At 75.3% G+C, this 16,137-nt stretch carries 4 protein-coding genes; all 4 read right to left on the reverse strand.

Annotated elements, in window-relative coordinates:
- Window positions 1-16 precede the first annotated feature (16 nt).
- Genes P696_RS42830 through P696_RS0102870 form a run of 4 tightly spaced genes read right to left on the reverse strand, consistent with a single transcriptional unit; the run spans window position 17 to window position 16,042 of the window.
- Window positions 17-427, reverse strand: a complete 411-nt coding sequence (locus P696_RS42830) for a nuclear transport factor 2 family protein (protein WP_051466658.1) — start codon at window positions 425-427, stop codon at window positions 17-19.
- A 14-nt stretch (window positions 428-441) separates the two neighbouring features.
- Entirely contained in the window at window positions 442-891 is a 450-nt protein-coding gene (locus P696_RS0102860) for a nuclear transport factor 2 family protein (protein WP_211245589.1), read from the reverse strand.
- On the reverse strand, window positions 869-11,173 hold the full coding sequence (locus P696_RS57845; RefSeq protein WP_026411150.1) for a type I polyketide synthase: 10,305 nt from the start codon (window positions 11,171-11,173) through the stop codon (window positions 869-871). The genes P696_RS0102860 and P696_RS57845 overlap by 23 nt, the downstream gene beginning before the upstream one ends.
- Window positions 11,174-11,212: 39 nt before the next feature.
- The gene (locus P696_RS0102870) at window positions 11,213-16,042 is read right to left on the reverse strand and encodes a type I polyketide synthase (RefSeq protein WP_026411151.1); all 4,830 of its coding nucleotides are present in this window, start codon (window positions 16,040-16,042) and stop codon (window positions 11,213-11,215) included.
- Window positions 16,043-16,137 lie beyond the last annotated feature (95 nt).

Consider the following 16,137-nt stretch of genomic DNA (forward strand, 5'->3'; position numbering starts at 1 on the left):
TGTCACGCGCCTCGTGTCATGTGCTCCGCGAGGCGGGCTCGGCGGGGCGCCCCTCACCGACGGTCATGTCGGTCATGCCCCAGAAGGCCTGGACGTGGTGGCCCAGGCCGTCCTCGCCGAACTCCACGATGCCGATGATGTGGAACTTCAGCACCGCCGGGGTCCGCAGGACGACCCGGGTCTCGGTGACCACGAACCGGCCGCACATCGAGGTGACCGACACCCGGGGCGACTCGTGGACCTGGTTGTCCACCGACATGACCAGGTGCCTGCGGAGGGCCTCCTTGCCGATCGTCGGGGGCCGTCCCACCGGGTCCTCGAAGACGACGTCGTCGGTGAACAGGGCGAGCGCGCCCTCGACGTCGCGCTCGTTCAGCCGCCGCGCGTACTCCAGCGCCATGGCCTTGCGGAACGCCTCGTCCGGCATGGGCACCTCCAGGATCAGTCGATGACGTCGACGTCGGACCGGCCCCAGAACGTCCGCGCCTCACGGATGAGGCCGGTCTCGTCCACCCGCAGCAGCAGCATGCAGGTGCGCCGGAGCCGCTTGCCGGACGGGTCGTCCGGCGGGACCAGCCAGCCGCGTTCGGCGAAGCGCGGGCCCAGCGGGGCGTAGTCGGTCACGGAGGTGACCGGGACGAAGGTGTGCGCGCCGTCCTGCGCCGCGACCGGCTCGCCCGGCTCGACCCGCAGCCCCGCCGCGAACGCCTCCTCGTAATGGGCGCGGAGGGCGCGCAGCCCGGCCCCCTCGTCCCCGCCGACCGGATCGGCGAACACCACGTCCTCGCCGTAGAGCTCCAGCAGCGCGTCCACGTCCCCGGCGTTCACCCGGCGGCAGTGTTCCAGCGCCAGTTCCTTGCGGTCGCGCTCACTGGTCAGCCCTGTGCCCAACGGTCTCTCCGTCGCTCGTGCCTCGTCCGAGGTCGCGGTCGATGAACTCGAGGATCTCGTCGGCGCCCGCGGCCTCGAGCCGCGCCGCCGCCTCCTCCGCCCGGGGGGCCGGGTCGCCGCCCGGGTGCTCCAGCCGCAGCAGCGTGTTCCGCAGGCGGACCGCCAGCGCCTCCTGCGCCGCGCCGTCCGCGGCGGCCACCGCCAGCAGCGACCGCTCCAGCCGGTCCAGCTCGCCGAGGACGGGGGACAGCCGGTCGGCCTCGGGAGGGTCGAGCTCGGCGAGCAGGTGGCGGGCCAGCGCCGCCGGGCCGGGATGGTCGAAGATGAGCGTGGCGGGCAGCCGCAGCCCGGTCGCGGCGGCGAGCCGGTTGCGCAACTCGATGGCCGTCAGCGAGTCGAAGCCGAGATCCTGGAAGCGCCGCGCGGACTCGACCGTGTCCGCGCCGTCGTGGCCGAGGACGGTCGCGACGTTGGCGCGGACCAGGTCCAGCACGGTCCGCTCTCGGTCCTCCTCCGGCAGCGCGGACAGCCGCCGCGCCAGGTCGGCCGGGGCCGCCGGGGCCGTCCCGCCCCCGCGTGGGGCCGCGCCGCGCAGCAGGTGCCGCAGGACGGCGGGGGCCTCGTGCGTCCGCGCGTGCCCGCGGATCCGGGCCAGGTCCAGCCGGACGGGCGCGAGCAGCGCGTGCCCTCCGGCGAGGGCGGCGTCGAACGCGGCGAGGGCCTCCTCGACGCCCAGGCCCGTGACGCCCGTGCGGGTGTGCCGGGCGCGGTCCACCTCCGACAGCCGTCCCCACATGCCCGTCTCCTGCCGCCACAGGCCCCAGGCCAGGGACGTGCCGGGCAGGCCGTGCGCGTGCCGGTGCTGGGCGAGCGCGTCGACGAGGGCGTTCGCGGCCGTGTAGGAGCCCTGCCCCGCGCCGCCGACCAGCCCCGCGACCGAGGAGAACAGCACGAACGCGGCCAGGTCCCGGTCGCGGGTCAGCTCGTGCAGGTGCAGCGCGCCGTCGGCCTTGACCCGCAGCGCGGCGTCGAGCCGGTCGGGCGTCATCGACGGGATCGTGGCGTCCGCGACGATCCCGGCGGCGTGCACGACGGCGGTCAGCGGGCGCTCGTCCGGGACGGACGCCAGCAGCCCGGCCAGCGCCGCGCGGTCGCCGACGTCGCAGGCGGCGACGGTGACCTCGTCGGCGCCGAGCCCGGCCAGGTCGGCCGCCAGGTCGGCCGCGCCCGGCGCGTCCAGGCCGCGGCTGCCGACCAGCAGCAACCGGCGGACGCCGTGCGCGGTGACCAGGTGCCGGGCGACCTGCGCGCCGAGCGCGCCGGTGCCGCCGGTGATCAGCACGGTCCCCTCGGGGGCGAGCGGGGAGGCGGGAGCGGAGTCCTCCGGGGAGTCGGGCGCGGCGTCGGTATCCGCGTCGGTGTTGGTGTCGGCGTTCTGGTCGTGGCGGACCAGGCGCGGCGTGAACGCCTCGCCTTCGCGCAACGCCAGCTGCGGTTCGCCCGAGGCGAGGGCCGCGCCGACGGCCGCGTACGAGTCGTCCGCGCCGTCCAGGTCGAGCAGGCCGAGTCGTCCGGGGAACTCGATCTGCGCGCTGCGCACCAGGCCCCACAGCGCCGCACCGGCCAGGTCGCCGACATCCTCGCCCGGGCGGGCCGAGACGGTCCCCCGGGTGGCGAGGACGAGACGCGCGCCGTCGAACCGGGCGTCGCCGAGCCAGTCCTGGAGCAGCGCCAGCGCCTCGCCGCCGACCCGCCGGAGCCGCTCGCCCGGATCGTCGCCGTCCTGCGGGCCGGGGACGGCGACGACGACCTCGTCGGGCACCGGCGCGCCGTCCTCGACGGCCGAGCGGAGGCCGTCCAGATCGGGATGCGCCGCCGCGCCGGGCAGGGCGGCGGCCAGCGGATCGCCGTCGGCGGCGAGCACCGCGTACCGGGCCGCTCCCGCGTCGCCGGTCCCGGCGAGCGGCATCCAGTCGAGCCGGAACAGCGTGTCGTCGCCGGACGCCCGCGCGATCCGCTCGGCCGGGACGGGCCGCACGGTCAGCGACTCCAGGGTGAGCACCGGCGCGCCGGTCGGGTCGGCGGCGGTGAGGGCGAGCCGGTCGGCCGCCGCGCGGGTGATCCGCACCCGCAGGCCCGTCGCCGCGGTCGCGTGCAGCCGCAGCCCCGTCCAGGAGAACGGCATCAGGATGTCGTCCGTCGCGTCCGCGCCCGAGTCCAGCAGCAGCGCGTGGAGCGTGGCGTCCAGCAGGACCGGGTGCACCCCGAACCCGGCGGCCCCGGCGCGTTCCCCCTCAGGCAGCACGACCTCGGCGTACACGTCGTCGCCGAGCCGCCACGCGGCGACCAGCCCCCGTGAGGACGGCCCGTACTCGTGGCCGCGGTCGGCGAGCTCCTCGTACGGGTCCCCGGCGGTGATCGGTTCGGCGCCGAGCGGCGGCCAGGCCCCGTCGAGCCCGGCGGGCACACCGGGCGCGTCGGGCGCTTCGGGCGGCGGCTCGGGTGCGAGCAGGCCGGTCGCGTGCCGCGCCCAGTCGCCGTCGTCGTCGCCGCCCGAGGACGGCCGGGAGTGGACGGCGACGGGCCGCGATCCCGTCTCGTCCGGCGGCCCGACCACGACCTGCAGGTCCACGGACGCGTCGTCCGGCAGGACCAGCGGGCTTTCCAGGGTGAGTTCGGCGAGATGGTCGCAGCCCGCCCGCGCGGCCGCGTGCAGGGCCAGCTCGACCAGGGCCGATCCCGGCAGCAGCACGCTGCCCAGGACCCGGTGCTCCGCCAGCCACGCGTGCCCCTTCTGCGAGACCCGCCCGGTGAACAGGAGGGTGTCGGCACCGGCCGGTTCCACGGCCGCGCCCAGCAGGGGATGCCCGGCCGCGACGAGCCCGAGGCCCGCCGGGTCGCCCGTCGCGTTGGGCGGCGCGTCCAGCCAGAAGCGCCGCCGCTGGAAGGCGTAGGTGGGCAGCGGGACCGTCCGGGGCGGCGGATCGGAGGGGAAGCGGGGCGTCCAGTCCACCTCGACCCCGGCGGCGAACGCCTGCCCGAGCGCGCGCAGGAGCTGTCCCGCTCCGCCCTGGTCGCGGCGGAGCGTGGCCAGGACGGACGCCTCGGCCCGGGACGCGTCCACGCACTCCTCGATCCCGGGTGTCAGCACCGGATGGGGGCTGGCCTCGATGAAGACCCGATGGCCGTCCTCGAGCAGGGCGGTGACGGTGTCGGCGAACCGGACGGGTTGCCGGAGGTTGGTGATCCAGTACTCGGTGTCCAGGGTGATGGTGTCGTGCGGCGCGGCGGTGACCGTCGAGTAGAAGGTCACCGGGGCGCTGAGCGGCGTGACGCCGTCGAGCGTGGTGGCGAGTTCGCCGGTGATCTGGTCGATCTGCGGCCCGTGGGAGGCGTAGTCCACGTCGATCGTCCGCGCGCGGAGCCCTTGTTCCTGCGCGGTGGCCACGACTGCGGCGACCTGGTCGGGCGGGCCGGAGACGACCGTGGAGGACGGGCTGTTGACCGCCGCGACGGTGACGTCCGGCGCGTCGGCGAACAGCTCGGCCGCGCGTTCGTGGCCGACGCCGAGGGAGGCCATCGCGCCGCCGCCCGCAAGTCGCCGGAGCGCCTTGCTGCGCAGTGCCACGACACGGGCGGCGTCTTCGAGTGACAAGGCTCCTGCGACGCACGCGGCGGCGATCTCGCCCTGGCTGTGCCCGATCACTGCGGCGGGCTTGACGCCATGGTCGGCCCAGACGGCGGCCAGGGACACCATCACGGCCCACAACACCGGCTGGACGACGTCCACCCGTGACAGCTCGGAGCCGTCACCACGAATGACGTCGGTCAACGACCAGTCCACGTGCGGGGCGAGGGCCTGCTCGCATTCGGCCATGCGCGTGGCGAACACCGGCGACTCGTCCAGCAGCTCGGCGCCCATCCCGGCCCACTGCGAGCCCTGGCCGGGGAAGACCAGGACGGGGCCCGCGCCGGTCGTGTCGGCGACGCCCGTCACGACGTCGGCGTCCGGCTCGCCGTCCGCCAGCGCTCGCAGGGAGGCGAGCAGCCGCTCCCGGTCCTCGCCGACGACCACGGCGCGGTGGCCGAACGGCGACCGGGTCTCGACCAGCGACCAGCCGACATCGACCGGGGACAGGCCCGGGTCGGCCGCGACATGGTCCGCGAGCCGTCCGGCCTGGGCCTTCAGGGCCTCGGCGTTGTGACCGGAGACCACCCACGGCACGAGGTGGTCCTCGGACGCAGGCCGCGCGACCTCGGAGTCCTCGGGAGGCTCCTCGAGGATGAGGTGGGCGTTGGTGCCGGAGATCCCGAACGCGGACACGGCCGCGCGGCGCGGCCGGTCGGCGTCCGGCCACGGCGTGTGCTCGGTCAGGAGCCGGACGGCGCCGGAGTCCCAGTCGACGTGCCGGGTCGGCTCGTCCACGTGCAGGGAGGCGGGCAGCAGCCCGTCGCGCAGGGCCATCACCATCTTGATGACCCCGGCGACGCCCGCCGCCGCCTGCGTGTGCCCGAGGTTCGACTTGACCGAGCCCAGCCACAGCGGACGGTCCGCCGGACGTCCCGCGCCGTAGGTGGCGAGCAGCGCCCCGGCCTCGATCGGGTCGCCGAGCGTCGTGCCCGTGCCGTGCGCCTCCACCACGTCCAGGTCGTCCGGCGACAGGCCCGCACCGGCGAGCGCCTGCCGGATGACCCTTTCCTGCGACGGCCCGTTCGGCGCGGTCAGGCCGTTGCTGGTGCCGTCCTGGTTGATCGCCGAGCCGCGCACCACCGCCAGGATCCGGTGGCCGTTGCGCCGCGCGTCGGAGAGCCGTTCGAGCATGACGAGCCCGACGCCCTCGCTCCAGCTCGTCCCGTCGGCGGCGTCGGCGAACGGCTTGCAGCGGCCGTCGGGGGCGACGCCGCGCTGCCGGGAGAACTCCACGAACGAGGCGGGCGTGGTCATCACCGTCGCGCCCCCGGCCAGCGCCAGCGAGCACTCGCCCTGCCGCAGCGCCCGCGCGGCCAGGTGCATCGACACCAGCGACGACGAGCAGCCGGTGTCGACCGTCACGGCCGGACCCACCAGGCCGAGGAGGTAGGAGATGCGGCCGGACGCCACGCAGCCGAGGTTGCCGGTGCCGATGTAGCCCTCGACGTCTCGGCTGCGCCTCCCGATGTGCGTCAGGTAGTCGAAGAGGGTCAGCCCGGTGAACACGCCGGTGTCGCTGCCGTCGAGGGCCGCGCGGTTGAGCCCGGCGTCCTCGATGGCGTCCCACGCGGTCTCCAGCAGGAGGCGCTGCTGCGGGTCCATCGCGACGGCCTCGCGCGGGCTGATGCCGAAGAACGCCGCGTCGAACCGGTCAGCGTCGTAGACGAACCCGCCCTCCCGGACGTAGCTGGTGCCCGGATGGTCGGGGTCGGGATGGAACAGGTTCTCCAGGTCCCAGCCCCGGTCGGCCGGGAACGCGCCGATCGCGTCGCGGCGCTGGACGACCAGGTCCCAGAGGTCCTCGGCCGACCGCACCCCGCCCGGGTAGCGGCACGCCATGCCGATGATCGCGATCGGCTCGTCGTCGGTCCCGGCCGGGCCCGAGGCGCGCGCCACGGCGGCGGGACGCCGCGTCTCGGGCCGTCCGCCGAACAGCTCGGCGCCGACGTGCGCGGCGAGGTCCTGCGGCGTCGGATGGTCGAAGATCATCGTGACCGGGAGTTCGAGTCCGGTCGCCTGGCTGAGCTGGTTGCGCAGCTGGACGGCCGTGAGCGAGTCGAACCCGAGCTCCTGGAACGGCTTGTCCGCCGGGATCGCGTCCGCGCCGGAGTGCCCGAGCGTCGCGGCCGCCTCCGTCCGGACGTGGTTGAGGAGCAGTTGCCGCCTCCGCGCGGGCGGCGCGTCCTGGAGCTGCTGCGCGAGCGGCGTGGCGGCGGCACCGGGCGCGGACGTGCTCGCGGTGGCGGGCCGCTGGTTCTCCGGGAGGTCGGCGATCAGCGGCGCGGGACGGACCGAGGTGAACGTCGGCGTGAACCGCGCCCAGTCGATGTTGGCGACGGTGAGCGTGGTCGTCCCGGTGCTGATCGCGTGGTGCAGGGCCCGGGTCGCCGGGTCGGGAGGGATCGGGTCGAGGCCGAACCGGGAGAAGAACGCGAGCGTGGTCTGGTCGGCCGCGATCCCGGCCTGGCTCCAGGGCCCCCACGCGAGCGACGTGGCGGGCCGTCCGAGCGCGTGCCGGTGCTGGGCCAGGGCGTCCAGGTAGTGGTTGGCGGCCGCGTACGCGCCCTGCTGCCCGCTGCCCCAGGACCCCGCGCCCGAGGAGAACATCAGGAAGGTCGTGACCGGGTGCCGCCCGGCCAGCTCGTGCAGGTGCGCGGCGGCGTGCGACTTGGGCCCGAGGACGTGGTCGAGGTCGTCGAGCGTGAGGTCGGCGATGGGGATGTAGTTCGGCACGCCCGCCACATGGAAGACCGTCGTCAGGGGGTGGTCGGCCGGGACGTCCCGCAACGCCTCCTCGAGCCGGTCGCGGTCGGCGACGTCGCAGGCGGTGATCTCGACGGCGGCGCCGAGCGCGGTGAGCTCCGCGGCCAGCTCGGACGCGCCGGGCGCGTCCGGCCCGCGGCGGCTGAGGAGGTGCAGGCGGGGCGCCCCGTTCGCGGCGAGCCAGCGCGCCAGGTGCGCGCCGATGCCGCCCGTGCCGCCGGTGACCAGCGTCGTCCCGGTCGGCTTCCAGTCGGAGGCGAGGGCCGGAGTGGGCGCCGCGTGCCGCATCCGGCGCGCCAGCACGCCGGTGGGACGGATCGCCACCTGGTCCTCCGGCTGCCCCGGGCTCAGCACCGACGCCACCCGCGCGGCGGTGCGCCGGTCGGGGGAGGCGGGCAGGTCGATGAGGCCGCCCCAGAGCCGGGGATGTTCGAGGGCGGCGACCCGTCCGAGGCCCCAGACCTGCGCTTGTGCGGGACGGCCCAGCGGGTCCGCGCCGGTCGTGGCCACCGCGTCCTGGGTCACGCACCACAGCGGCGCGGCGACGTCGGCTCCGGCCATCGCCTGGATCAGCGTGACCGTGGCCGCCAGCCCGGACGGCACCGCCGCGGAACGCTCGTGCGGCGACTCGTCCAGGGCGAGCAGGCTGAGCACGCCCGCCGGTTCGGTGTCGGCGGCGAGCTCTGCCAGCCGGGCGGTCAGCGCCTCGCGGTCGAGGTCGGCCGGTGCGAGGACGTGCGTGACGGCGGTGGCGCCGTGGGCCTCGACCGCCCGCACCGCCACGCGCACGGCGGGATGCTCCGCGAACCCGTCCGGGACGATCAGCAGCCAGGCGCCGCCGAGCGTGGGCGCGCCGGGGTCGGGGACGTGCTTCCAGCCGATCTCGTAGCGCCACGAGTCGATCGTCCGCCGCTCGCGGTGCCCGCGCCGCCACTCCGACAACGCGGGCAGCGCGGGGCCGAGCGCCGCGACGCCCGCCGCGTCGTCCAGCCGCAGCGTCCGCGCGAGGGCGTCGACGTCGTTGTCCTCGATCGCCTGCCACACCTTCGCCTCGACCGGGTCGCTCCCGCCCGCGACGGGCCGGTCGGCCGCAGGAGGCTCCAGCCAGTACCTCTGGCGCTGGAACGGGTAGGTGGGCAGGTCCACGACCCGCGGCGCGGGGCCTGCGGCGAACCAGCGCGTCCACGCGACCGGGGCCCCGGCGGTGAACGCGTGCCCGAGGGCCTGCGCGACCCGCGCCAGGCCGCCGTGGTCACGCCGCAGCGTCGGAACGGCGACGACCTGGCCGGACGCCTGCTCGGCGCACTCCTCGACCGCGGGCGTCAGCACCGGGTGCGGGCTCGCCTCGATGAAGATCCGGTAGCCCTCGGTGATCAGCCCGTCGATCGCGTCGGCGAACCGGACGGGCTGACGCAGGTTGTCGATCCAGTACGCGGTGTCGAGGGACGCGGTGTCGACGCGGGTCCCGGTGAGCGTGGAGTGGAACGCGACCTCGGCGCTCTCGGGCGCGATGCCCGCGAGCACCTCGGCCAGCTCGCCGGTGATCTCGTCGACCTGCGGGCCGTGCGAGGCGTAGTCCACGTCGATCATCCGGGCGCGCAGCCCCTGGTCCCGCGCGGCCGACACCGCCGCCGCGACCTGGTCCGGCGGGCCGGAGACGACCGTGGAGGACGGCCCGTTCGCCGCCGCGACCGTGACGTCGGGCGTGGCCCACAGCAGTCCTGCGGCCTCCTCCTCGCCGACGCCGAGGGAGGCCATCGCGCCACTGCCCGCCAGCCGCCGCAGCGCCTTGCTCCGCAACGCCACGACGCGGGCTGCGTCTTCGAGTGACAGCGCTCCGGCGACGCACGCGGCGGCGATCTCACCCTGGCTGTGCCCGACGACGGCGGCGGGCTTCACCCCGTAATCCGCCCAGACGGCGGCGAGGGACACCATCACGGCCCACAGCACCGGCTGGACGACGTCCACACGCGACAGTTCAGAACCATCACCACGAAGGACGTCGGTCAGTGACCAGTCCACGTGCGGGGCCAATGCCTGCTCGCACTCGGCCATGCGCGCGGCGAACACCGGCGACTCGTCCAGCAGCTCAGCACCCATCCCGGCCCACTGCGATCCCTGGCCCGGGAACACCAGCACCGGGCCGGGGCCGCGCAGGCCGACCTGGCCTTTCACCACGTCCGGATGCGCCTCGCCGCGCGCCAGCGCCGCCAGGCCCTCGCCCGGCTCGGCGCCGACGATGACCGCGCGGTGGTCGAAGGCCGACCGGGTCCGGACCAGCGACCAGCCGACCTCCTCCCGCGACAGGCCGGGGTGGTCGGCGAGGTGGTCGGCCAGGCGGCGGGCCTGCGCGCGCAACGCCAGGGCGGTGTGCCCGGAGACGACCAGCGGGACGAGCCCGCCGGACCCCTCGGGCGCGGACGGCCGGTCCGGTTCGGCGGCCTCCGGGGCCTGCTCGAGGATGAGGTGCGCGTTGGTGCCGGAGATCCCGAACGCCGACACGCCCGCCCGGCGCGGACGGCCGGTCTCCGGCCACGGGACGGACCGGGTCAGCAGCCGGACGGCCCCGGAGTCCCAGTCGACGTGCCGGGTCGGCTCGTCCACGTGCAGGGTCGCCGGAAGCACGCCGTTGCGCACGGACATGACCATCTTGATGACCCCGGCGACGCCCGCCGCCGCCTGCGTGTGCCCGATGTTGGACTTCACCGACCCGAGCCAGACCGGCTGGTCGCCGGGACGGTTCCGCCCGTAGGCGGCCAGGAGCGCCTGCGCCTCGATCGGGTCGCCGAGCGTCGTGCCCGTGCCGTGCGCCTCCACCGCGTCCAGCTCACCGGGGGACAGGCCCGCGTTGGCGAGCGCCTGCCGGATGACGCGCTCCTGCGAGGGCCCGTTCGGCGCGGTCAGGCCGTTGCTCGCGCCGTCCTGGTTGACCGCCGAGCCCCGGATCACCGCCAGGATCCGGCGGCCGTTGCGCTGGGCGTCCGACAGCCGCTCCAGCATGACCAGCCCGGCGCCCTCCGCCCAGCCCGCGCCGTCCGCCGCGTCCGCGAACGCCTTGCAGCGGCCGTCGGGGGCCGCGCCGCGCTGCCGGGAGAACTCGGTGAACGCGCCCGGCGTGGCCATCACCGTCGCGCCCCCTGCCAGCGCGAGCGAGCAGTCGCCGTCCCGCAGCGCCTGGCAGGCCATGTGGATCGCCACCAGCGACGACGAACACGCGGTGTCCACCGTCGTCGCCGGGCCCTCCAGGCCGAACGCGTACGCGATCCGCCCCGACGCGACGCTCCCCAGGTTGCCGGTGCCGATGTACCCCTCGACCTCACTGGAGGTCTCCGGGACGAGCATCAGGTAGTCGTGCGCGCTGACGCCGGTGAACACGCCGGTGTCGCTGCCCGCCAGCGCCTCCCGGGTCAGCCCGGCGGTCTCCGCCGCCTCCCACGCGGTCTCCAGCAGCAGCCGCTGCTGCGGGTCCATCGCGACCGCCTCGCGCGGGCTGATCCCGAAGAACTCCGCGTCGAAGTCCCCGGCGTCGTACAGGAACCCGCCCTCGCGGACGTAGCTGGTGCCGGGGTTCTCCGGATCCGGGTCGTAGAGGGCTTCCAGGTCCCAGCCCCGGTCGTCGGGGAACGCCGAGACGGCGTCCCCGCCTCCGGCCACCAGCCGCCACAGGTCGTCCGCGGAGCGCACCCCGCCGGGGAACCGGCACGCCGTCCCGATGATCGCGATCGGCTCGGGCCGGGCCGACTCCAGCCGGTCCAGACGCTCGCGCGCCGTCCGCAGCTCCGCGGTGACCCACTTGAGGTTGTCGAGAAGCTTCTGCTCGGTCGACATGCGGTCGGCTCCTTCAACACGTTTCGAGGAGAGGGGAGGTCAGGACTTGCCGAACTCTTCGGAGATGAGCGCGAGCATCTCGTCCGCCGTCGCCGACTCCAGGTCGTCGCGGGACGAGGCCGGGCCGCCGGTCCAGGACGCCACCAGCGACCGCATCCGCACCGCGATCCGCCGCCGAGCGGCGGGGTCCACCTGGCCCGACGCGGCGGCCGACTCCCACCGGTCCAGGTCGGCGAGGATGGACCCCTCGGTCGGCGCGTCCCGGTCGACCAGCAGCCCGTACAGGTGGCCCGCCAGCTCCCGGGGCGTGGGCCGGTCGAACACCAGGGTCGTGGCGAGCCGGAGCCCGGTGCTGGCGTTGAGCTGGTTGCGCAGCTGGACGGCGGTGAGCGAGTCGAACCCGAGCTCCTGGAACGGCTTGTCCGGCGGGACGTCGTCGCGGGACGGCAACCCGAGCGTCGCGGCCGTCTGCGCCTGGACGTGCCGCAGCAGCAGCGGCTCACGCTGGGCGGCCGGGGTCTCGGCGAGCTCCTCGGCCAGCGGCGTCGCCGCGGACCCCGCCGGGGCGGCGGGCCGCGCGTTCTCCGGAAGGTCGGCGAGCAGGGGAGCGGGCCGTCCGATGGTGAAGGTGGGGAGGAACCGGTCCCAGTCGATGTCGGCGACCGCCAGCGCGGTGACGCCCGCGCCGAGCGCGTCCTCGATGGCCTTGGCCGCCCGGTCCGGGGCGAGGGGCCGGACGCCGAACCGCGCGAGGAACGCCGTGGACGCCTCGTCGGCGACCATGCCGACGTCGCCCCACAACCCCCAGGCCAGGGACGTCCCCGCCGCCCCGCGCGCCCGGCGGTGGTGGGCGAGCGCGTCCAGGTAGTGGTTGGCGGCCGCGTACGCCCCCTGCTGCCCGCTGCCCCAGGTGGCGGCCCCGGAGGAGAACATCAGGAACGTCGAGACGGGATGGTCCCGGACGAGGTCGGCCAGGTGGGCGGCGGCGTGTGACTTCGGCCCGAGGACCTCGGCGACGGCCTCGGTGGTCAGCTCGGCGATCGGGACGTGGCTCAGGATCCCGGCCGCGTGCAGGACGGTCGTCAGTGGCCGGTCCTCCGGGACCTTCCGCAGCGCCTCCTCGAGCTGGACGCGGTCGGCGGCGTCGCAGGCGACGACCGTGACCGTCGTGCCGAGTGCGGTGAGCTCAGCGGCGAGCTCGGACGCGCCGGGCGCGTCCGGACCGCGCCTGCTGGCGAGGATGAGGTGAGGCGCGCCGTTCGCGGCGAGCCGCCGCGCCAGGTACGCGCCGATGCCGCCCGTGCCGCCGGTGATCAGGGTCGTCCCGGTCGGCCTCCAGCCGTCCGGGGCGTCTTCGGCGGGCGGCGCGTGCTCCAGGCGCCGCGCCCAGACCCCCGAGGCGCGGAGGGCGACCTGGTCCTCGGTCTGCCCCGGCGCGAGGACGGACGCCAGCCGGTCCGCCGCGCGCCGGTCGAGCTCGGCGGGCAGGTCGACGAGCCCGCCCCACAGGTCGGGATGTTCGAGCGCGGCGACCCGTCCCAGGCCCCAGACCTGCGCCTGCGTGGGACGGCCGAGCGGCTCGGACGCCGTCGTGGCCACCGCGTCCCGCGTCAGGCACCACAGCGGGACGTCGGGCCCGCCGTCCGCCATCGCCTGGACGAGGCGGATCGTCGCCGACAGCCCCGACGGCACCGCCTCGAAGCGTTCGAGCGGCGACTCGTCGAGACCCAGGAGGCTGATCACGCCCCTCGGCTCCGCCTCGGCGAGATGCGCGGCGAGCCGCTCCTTGGTGACCTGCGAGGCGTCCACGACCTGGACGACGGCCGTCGCGCCGTGCCCGTCGAGCGCCCGGAGCGCGACCTCGGCCTCCGGGCCGTCCCGATGGGTCTCCGGGACCAGCACCAGCCAGGTCCCCTCCAGACCGGTGGCCGCGGGGACCCGGACGTTCTTCCAGCCGATCCGGTAGCGGCAGGCGTTCAGGGCCTGCCGCTCGCGATGCGCGCGCCGCCACTGCGACAGCGCGGGCAGGACGGAGCGCAGGTCCGCGCCGTCGAGGCGGAGCGTCTCGGCCAGCGCGGCGGTGTCCTGGTCCTCGATCGCCTGCCACAACGCCGCCTCGTCCGCGTCATGACCCCCGCCCGGCGGGACGGTCGCGGCGTGCTCCACCCAGTACCGCTGACGCTGGAACGGATAGGTCGGCAGTTCGACGACGCGCGGCGCGGGATCGGTGGGATACCAGCGCGCCCAGTCGACGGACGCCCCGACGCCGAAGGCCCGCGCGAGCGCGAGCGCCAGCTGCGTCAGGTCCCCGTGGTCACGCCGGAGCGTCGGAACGGCCGCGGCCCCGCCACCGTCCTCGAAGGTCTCCTCCAGCGCGGTGGTCAGGACGGGGTGCGGGCTGGCCTCGATGAAGACGCGATGCCCGTCGTCGAGCAGCGCGCCGACGGCCTCGGTGAACCGGACGGGTTGCCGGAGGTTGGTGATCCAGTACTCGGTGTCCAGGGCCGTGGAGTCGAGCCGTTCGCCGGTGACCGTCGAGTAGAACGGCCCCCCGGCGCTCGCGGTCACCCCGGCGAGAACGTCGCGCAGTTCGCCGGTGATCTGGTCGACCTGTGGCCCGTGGGAGGCGTAGTCGACATCGATCATCCGTGCGCGGAGACCTTGTTCCTGCGCGGACGCCACGACTGCGGCGACCTGGTCGGGCGGCCCGGACACGACCGTGGAGGACGGGCTGTTGACCGCCGCGACCGTGACCTCACCGGTCAGCAGCGCTTCGGCCTGCTCGGCGCCGACGCCCAGCGAAGCCATCGCCCCGCCACCGGCCAGCTTCCGCAGCGCCTTGCTGCGGAGCGCCACGACGCGGGCCGCGTCGTCGAGTGACAAGGCTCCAGCGACGCACGCGGCGGCGATCTCACCCTGAGAGTGCCCGACCACTGCGGCGGGCTTGACGCCGTGATCAGCCCAGACGGCGGCCAGGGACACCATCACGGCCCACAGCACCGGCTGGACGACGTCCACCCGTGACAGCTCAGAACCGTCACCACGAATCACGTCCCTCAGCGACCAGTCCACGTGTGGAGCGAGGGCCTGCTCACACTCGGCCATCCGCGCGGCGAAAACCGGCGACTCGTCCAGAAGAGCCGCGCCCATCCCAGGCCACTGCGAACCCTGACCCGGGAACACCAGCACCGGGCCGGGACCGGCGGATCCGGTGACGCCGATGGCCAGGGACGGATGCGGCATGCCTTCGGCCAAGGCGGTCAGCGCTGCGGCGCGGTCCTCGCCGACGACAACAGCCCGGTGTTCGAACAAGGTGCGGGTCTTCAGCAGCGACCAGCCGACCTCCACCGCCGACGGACCGGAACCGTCGGCGACCACGTCCCGCAGACGACCCGCCTGAGCGCGCAACGCCGCCGCGCTCCGCGCCGACAGCACCCACGGCAGGACCCCGTCGTGCGGGGGAGTCGCGTCAGGTTCCTCCTCCGGGGCCTCCTCCAGGATGAGGTGCGCGTTCGTGCCCGAGAACCCGAAGGACGAGACTCCGGCACGGCGAAGCCGTCCCGTCCGCGACCACGGACGGGCCTCGGTCAGCAGGCGCAGCCCGCCGGTGTCCCAGTCCACGTACCCGGACGGCTCGTCGATGTGCAGCGTCGCGGGCAGGACGCCGTGGCGCATCGCCATCACCATCTTGATCACACCCGCCACGCCGGCGGACATCTGGGTGTGCCCGATGTTGGACTTCACCGAGCCGAGCCACAACGGACGGCCCTCCGGACGGTCCGAACCGTAGGTCGCGAGCAGCGCTCCGGCCTCGATCGGGTCGCCCAGGGGAGTGCCGGTGCCGTGCGCCTCCACAGCGTCCACCTCGGACGCGGGAAGGCGCGCGTCCGCCAGCGCCGCTCGGATGACCCGCTCCTGCGAGGGGCCGTTCGGCGCGGTGAGGCCGTTGCTCGCGCCGTCCTGGTTGACGGCCGAGCCCCGGATCACCGCCAGCACACGGTGACCGTTGCGCCGCGCGTCCGACAGGCGCTCCAGGAGCAGCACTCCCGCGCCCTCGGCCAGCGTCATGCCGTCGGCCTTCGCCGAGAACGGCTTGGAACGGCCGTCGGGCGCGAGCGCGCGCATCTCGCTGAAGCCGATCAGGGGAGCGGGGGACGCCATGACGTGCGCGCCGCCCGCCAGCGCCAGCGTCGACTCGCCGCGCCGGAGCGACCCGCAGGCCAGGTGGACGGCGACCAGCGAGGACGAGCACGCCGTGGCGATCGTGAGGGCGGGGCCCTCCAGCCCGAGGGCGTAGGAGACGCGGCCGGACGTCACGCTGGCGGAGTTCCCGATGGTGAAGTAGCCCTCGGAACCCGGCGGCACGTCCGTCGCGCTCAGGCAGTAGTCGAAGCCGTCGCAGCCGAGGAACATCCCGACGGGCGCGGAGCGCAGCGAGCGCGGGTCGACGCCCGCGCGCTCGACCGCCTCCCAGGACAGTTCGAGGGCGAGCCGCTGCTGCGGGGCCATGCCGAGCGCCTCGGCCGGGCCGATGCCGAAGAACGCGGCGTCGAACTCCCCGGCGTCGTGCACGAACCCGCCCTCGCGGACGTAGGACGTGCCGGGATGCTCGGGGTCGGGATGGTAGAGCCCGTCCAGGTCCCAGCCGCGGTCGCCGGGCGGCCCGGTGACCGCGTCCCGGCCCTCGGTGACGACCTCCCACAGGTCCTCGGGCGTCGAGACGCCGCCGGGCAGGCGGCAGGCCATGCCGACGATCGCGACGGGCTCGCGCGCGGCCGACTCGGCGTCCTTGAGGCGGCGCTGGGTCTGCCGCAGGTCGCCGGTGACCCGCTTCAGGTAGTCCAGGAGTCTTTCTTCCCTGTCGGCCATCGGAAGGCGACCGCTCCTCTCGCACGACGTCCCTGATCGGAGCCTCACCGACGGCCCTAAAGCGCTCCTAACCCCTCGGGGCTTTAGCGTCCGGC

It is taken from the genome of Actinomadura oligospora ATCC 43269, assembly GCF_000518265.1.
Classification (GTDB): Bacteria; Actinomycetota; Actinomycetes; order Streptosporangiales; family Streptosporangiaceae; genus Spirillospora; species Spirillospora oligospora.

Bases quoted from the DNA above. Each gene is read 5' to 3' on its own strand.
- P696_RS0102870 (WP_026411151.1), bottom strand. From the start codon at position 16,042: ATGGCCGACAGGGAAGAAAGACTCCTGGACTACCTGAAGCGGGTCACC.
- P696_RS57845 (WP_026411150.1), bottom strand. From the start codon at position 11,173: ATGTCGACCGAGCAGAAGCTTCTCGACAACCTCAAGTGGGTCACCGCG.
- P696_RS42830 (WP_051466658.1), bottom strand. From the start codon at position 427: ATGCCGGACGAGGCGTTCCGCAAGGCCATGGCGCTGGAGTACGCGCGG.